Here is a 5,093-nt window from a genome sequence, read left to right as displayed (position 1 = left end):
GTACGGGCGGCGCCGGTGCCGCGAAGGTTCGGTGCCGCCGGTGTGGCGTGCCGCGTCGTCCCTGGACATGGTCTACCCCCGCTCAGTGGCGTCGGTGCGCCGTCACCGGTTCAACGAGGTCGACGCCGCCGGGGTCGCTGCCGCGGGGCGGTCGTTCACCCGCTCGGGCGGCGGTCGGGTCACCAGCCGCGGCGGGGCAGCGGGAGTTGGCCGGGGAGCAGGTCGGAGGTGAGCGTCACCCCGGCGCCCGTAACGCGTCGATCAGCGCGTTCTGCACCAGGTACGAGTCGGGCAGTTGCCAGCGGGCCTGTTCGGGGGCGACGGCCCACCGGACGATCCCCTCCGGCAGCCGGGTCGGCGGCGCCGCGATCCATGAGCCCGGGCCGTGCCGGACCACGTGGAAGCAGTGCTCCAGCTCGGGCCGGAGCGGGTCGCCGGGGCGGACCAGGAACATCCACCGGCCGGTGGGGGTGACCAGGACCGGGCCGCGTACCCCGAAGCCGGCGGGGTGGGTCGCGAGGGCGTCCAGCACGTGCCGGCCGAGGTGGGCGGAGACCTCCAGCACGTCGAAGGCGCGGCCGGTGGGGAGCAGCACCCCGTGCGGGCGGCTGCGCCACCAGGTGGCCACCCGGGCCGGGTCGGCGCTCGCCGCCTGCTCCCAGTTCTCCAGGGCCGGGTGGCAGCCGACCGTGGGGCAGCCCGCCCGGCCGCAGACGAAGCGGCTGTTGGCGAGGCACGCGCCGGGGGTCACCTCCCAGCCGTGCCCGGCGTAGCGGACCGCGACCCGGCGCAGCCGGACCCGCTCCAGGGGCGACAGGTGAGCGACGCGCGGTCCGACATTCCCCCACATGTGCCATCTCCTCTCGCCCTGCCCGGACTGTCCACACGCCACATGTCGAGCGCCGTCACTGCCGTAACCCACGATCGTTGAGCTGACGAAACGGCCGGTGCAACTTGCACGAAAACTACGAGGACTGGCTGTACGGCTGACGTACAGAGTGTGCGACCAGCGAAAACCTGAAACCGACAGGCCCCGAGGGGCAGCCGTTCGGGGGCGGCGGCGGACGCGGCAGGGGGAGGGATGGGGACATGGACGAGTTGCCCATAGGCCGTCGGGTGGCGTACTGGCGGGGCCGGCGCAAGATGTCCCAGCAGGTCTTCGCCGACCGGCTGGGCAAGTCCAAGAGCTGGGTGGACAAGGTCGAGCGCGGCGTCCGGCGGCTGGACAAGTTCTCCGTCCTCTACGAGATCGCCGACATCCTCCAGGTCGACGTCCAACTGCTGCTCGGCAAGGACCCGGAGCGGCGTACCGACGCGTTGAACTGCATCGACCAGGTCGAGGTCGAGGAGATCCGCGCCGCGCTGGAACGGTACGACTCGATGAGCGCGTACTTCGACGCCGCGCCGTGCCCGCCGCCGCTGGCCGACATGCGCAAGGCGGTCAACCATGCCTGGCTCACCTACCAGTACGGCCGGTACGGGATGCTCACCCGCGCCCTGCCGAAGCTGCTGCGCGACGCCCAGGCGGCCGACGCCGGCCACGGCGGCGACCAGGCCCGGGAGTCGGCCCACCTGCTCGGGCAGGTCTACCAGATCGCCTCCTCGGTGCTGCGCAAGCTCGGCGAGTGCGACCTGGCCTGGCTGGCCGCGGACCGCTCGATGGCGGTCGCCCAGCGGGCCGACGACCAACTCCTGGCCGGCATCGCCACCACCCGGGTCTGCAACGCGCTGGTCGCCATGGGCCGGGCCCGGCCGGCGCTCGAACTCAACGTCAACATCGCCAACCGGCTCGCCCCGGGCGGCGGCAACGACGCCTCCCCGGGTCGCCTCTCCGTCTACGGCATGCTGCTGCTCCAGGGCGCGATGGCCGCCGCCCGGATCGGCGACTCCGCCAGCGTGGACGACCTGCTCACCGGCGCGCAGGAGGCGGCGACGCTGCTCGGTGGCGACCAGAACCACTACTGGACCTCGTTCGGCCCGACCAATCTGGAGCTGCACCGGGCCGCCGCCGCGGTGGAACTGGGCGACGGCGGGCGGGCGGTGGAGATCCACCACGGCATCGCCGAGCCGGCCTTCAACGCGTTGCTGCCCGAGCGGCGGGCGCACCACCTGCTCGACATCGCGCGGGGCTACGCGCAGATCGGCGACGTGGCGAACGCGGGTGAGATGCTGCTGCGCGGCGACCGGCTCGCGCCGTCCGAGATCCGCTGCCGGCCGATCGCCCACGAGGTGATGTCGGACGTGCTCCGTCGCACACGGGGTGCGCCGCCTCCGCCGATTGCGGAGTTGGCTGTGCACATGGGAGTCGGAGTATGAGCGTGGTGCCGGTCGGATGAACGGTCCGCGCAGCGACGGGCACCGCGAGGTGCTGTACGTCATCGCCTGCGGTTCGCCGCTGGCTCGGCAGGTGGGCCGGCTGGTCGAGCTGGCCCAGCAGGACGGGTGGGACGTCTGCGTGGTCACCACGCCGGACGGCGCGAAGTTCGTCGACCGGACCGCGCTGGCCCGGCAGACCGGTCACCCCGTCCGCACCCACTACAAGAACCCGGGCGATCCCGACGTGCTGCCGGCGGCGGACGCGATGCTGGTCTGCCCGGCGACGGTCAACACGGTCAACAAGTGGGCGGTCGGGATCACCGACACCCTCGCGCTCGGGCTGTTGATCGAGGGGCAGGGGCTCGGGTTGCCCGTCGCCGCCGTGCCGTACACGAACACGGCGATGGCCGCCCACCCGGCGTTCCGGGCCAGCCTCGGCCGGCTGCGGGAGTGGGGGGTGGCGGTGGTCTTCGGCGACCACGTCGTCCCGCTGCACCCGCCCGGCGGCGGCGAGCGCCACCAGGACGCCTTCCCGTGGGGGGCCGGCCTGGCGGCCCTGCGTAGCCTGCGCCGACCGGTCGCCCCGGTCGCCTGAGCCGGGGACGGATGACCTCGGGGCGCGGCGCGGGGTCGTCCGCCGAGTTCCGCCGGCGCGCTGCCCGGTCCTGTTCGGGGCGCGTCCCGGCGGTCGAGGGCGTGTGTCACGGCCCGCGCCGGTAAGCTGGCCGGCCGTGAGCACAACCGGATCCCCACCCACGGTGGCCGACGTGGTGGCCGTGCTGGACGGCCGCTACCCGCCCGCCTGGGCGGAGGAGTGGGACCGGGTCGGCCTGGTCCTCGGCGAGCCCACCACCGGGGTGCGCCGGGTCGCCTGCGTGGTGGACGTGGTGCCCGAGACCGTGGACGAGGCGCTCGCCGCCGGGGCCGACATGATCGTCGCCCACCACCCGCTGCTGCTGCGCGGGGTGTCCTCGGTCGCCGCGACCACGTACAAGGGGCGGATCGTCCACCGGCTGATCAAGGCGGACGTGGCGCTGTACGTGGCGCACACCAACGCCGACGTGGCCGACCCCGGCGTCTCCGACGCCCTCGCGGCCCGCTTCGGGCTGACCGGGCTGCGGCCGCTGCACCGGCCGCGCCCCGGCTCCCCGGCCGACGGCCCGGGGCGGGGCATCGGCCGGATCGGCGAGCTGCTCGCCCCGATGACCCTCGCCGAGCTGACCCGGCACGCCGCCGCCGTGCTGCCCGTCACCGCCTGGGGAGTTCGCGCCGCCGGGGATCCCGGGCGTATGGTTCGTACCCTCGCCGTCAGCGGCGGCTCCGGGGACAGCTTTCTGGCCGAGGCGACCGCCGCCGGGGTGGACGCGTTCCTCACCGCCGACCTGCGCCACCATCCCGCCGGCGAGCACCTCGCCGCCGGCGGCCCCGCCCTGCTGGACGCCGCCCACTGGGCGACCGAACGCCCCTGGTTGGACGACCTGGCCGCCCACCTGCGGGCCGCGCTGGGCGTCGACACCGTGGTGTCCGACCTGGACACCGACCCGTGGACCGTGCACGCCGCCGCACCCCGTCCCGACGACAAGGAGCCCCGCCCGTGAAGGCTGACCCGAAGGTGCAGCGCCGGCTGCTCGACCTCCAGGCGATCGACACCGCCCTCGCCCAGCTCGCCCACCGCCGCCGGTCGCTGCCCGAGCGGGCCGAGCTGGAGGCCCTCGCGCGGGAACTCTCCGCGCTGGAGGACGAGCGGGTCCGCGCCCAGGTGGCCGTCGACGACCTGGACCGGGACATCGCCCGGCTGGAGAAGGACGTCGACCAGGTGCGGGCGCGCAAGAGCAAGGACGAGGCCCGGCTCGCCGCCGGCGGCGGCCCCGCCCGAGAGCTGGAGGCGCTCCAGCACGAGCTGGTCTCGCTGAACCGCCGGCAGAGCGACCTGGAGGATGCCGAGCTGGAGCTGATGGAGCAGCGGGAGACCGCGCAGGGCGTGCTCGACGGCATCGAGCGGCGGATGGCCGAGGCCCGGGACCGGCGCGCGGCGACCGAGCAGCGCCGCGACGCCAGCCTCGCCGAGATCGGCAAGGAGGAGGAGTTCAAGCGCTCCGCCCGTCAGCCGCTCGTCGGTGACCTCCCGGCCGACCTGGTCGGCCTCTACGACAAGATCCGCGAGGACACCGGGCTGGGTGCCGCGCTGCTCACCGCGGGCCGCTGCGGGGGCTGCCGGCTGGAGCTCTCCGGCGCCGACCTGGCCCGGATCCGCAAGGCCGACCCGGACGAGGTGGTCCGCTGCGAGGAGTGCCGGCGGATCATGGTGCGCACCAACGAGTCGGGCCTGTAGCCGTCGTGGCGGTCGGCGCGGTCGTCGTCGAGGCCGACGGCGGGTCCCGGGGCAATCCCGGTCCCGCCGGGTACGGCGCGGTGGTCCGTGACCCGGAGACCGGTGAGGTGCTCGCCGAACGCTCCGAGTCGATCGGCACCGCCACCAACAACGTCGCGGAGTACCGCGGCCTGATCGCCGGGCTGGAGGCCGCCGCCGAGCTGGGCGCGTCCGAGGTCGAGGCCCGGATGGACTCCAAGCTGGTGGTCGAGCAGATGTGCGGCCGCTGGCAGATCAAGCATCCCGGCCTGCGACCGCTCGCCGCGCAGGCCGCCGGCCTCGTCGGCCGGTTCGCCAGCGTGCGGTTCAGCTGGGTTCCCCGGGAACGCAACAAGCACGCCGACGCCCTCGCCAACGCCGCGATGGACGTGGCCGCCGGCAAGGCCCCGAGCCGGGCCACCGTCGC

The 5,093-nt window shown here is 74.6% G+C and carries 6 protein-coding genes and 1 pseudogene; 6 read left to right on the top strand and 1 reads right to left on the bottom strand.

Going from position 1 to position 5,093, the window contains the following annotated elements:
* Nucleotides 1–232: hypothetical protein (locus JNW87_RS34485; protein ID WP_238455124.1), on the top strand; the 232-nt coding region annotated here is incomplete at its 5' end.
* On the opposite strand, the pseudogene JNW87_RS34480 reads toward JNW87_RS34485, so the two are convergent.
* Nucleotides 180–850 (bottom strand): annotated as a pseudogene (locus tag JNW87_RS34480) (bifunctional DNA primase/polymerase). The gene JNW87_RS34485 and the pseudogene JNW87_RS34480 overlap by 53 nt on opposite strands.
* 239 nt (nucleotides 851–1,089) lie before the next feature.
* On the opposite strand from JNW87_RS34480, the gene JNW87_RS34475 reads away from it, so the two are divergent.
* From JNW87_RS34475 to JNW87_RS34455, 5 genes are all read left to right on the top strand, one after another.
* Nucleotides 1,090–2,316 carry a helix-turn-helix domain-containing protein gene (locus JNW87_RS34475; protein WP_109799962.1) on the top strand — a complete coding sequence of 409 codons (1,227 nt, stop codon included), beginning with the start codon at nucleotides 1,090–1,092 and terminating at the stop codon, nucleotides 2,314–2,316.
* A 16-nt stretch (nucleotides 2,317–2,332) separates the two neighbouring features.
* The gene (locus JNW87_RS34470) at nucleotides 2,333–2,911 is read left to right on the top strand and encodes a flavoprotein (protein ID WP_109799963.1); all 579 of its coding nucleotides are present in this window, start codon (nucleotides 2,333–2,335) and stop codon (nucleotides 2,909–2,911) included.
* Between the two features lie 136 nt (nucleotides 2,912–3,047).
* Nucleotides 3,048–3,914 (top strand): Nif3-like dinuclear metal center hexameric protein, encoded by an 867-nt coding sequence (locus tag JNW87_RS34465; RefSeq protein WP_109799964.1) that lies wholly within the window; start codon nucleotides 3,048–3,050, stop codon nucleotides 3,912–3,914.
* Nucleotides 3,911–4,648 carry a zinc ribbon domain-containing protein gene (locus JNW87_RS34460; RefSeq protein ID WP_109799965.1) on the top strand — a complete coding sequence of 246 codons (738 nt, stop codon included), beginning with the start codon at nucleotides 3,911–3,913 and terminating at the stop codon, nucleotides 4,646–4,648. The genes JNW87_RS34465 and JNW87_RS34460 overlap by 4 nt, the downstream gene beginning before the upstream one ends.
* A 5-nt stretch (nucleotides 4,649–4,653) precedes the next feature.
* Nucleotides 4,654–5,093: reverse transcriptase-like protein (locus tag JNW87_RS34455; protein ID WP_238455123.1), on the top strand; the 440-nt coding region annotated here is incomplete at its 3' end.

This window comes from Micromonospora sp. ATA51, assembly GCF_016802855.1.
Classification (GTDB): domain Bacteria; phylum Actinomycetota; class Actinomycetes; order Mycobacteriales; family Micromonosporaceae; genus Micromonospora; species Micromonospora sicca.
The sequence above is the reverse complement of the archived record's forward strand: the minus strand, read 5'-3'. Positions and strand labels throughout refer to the sequence as shown.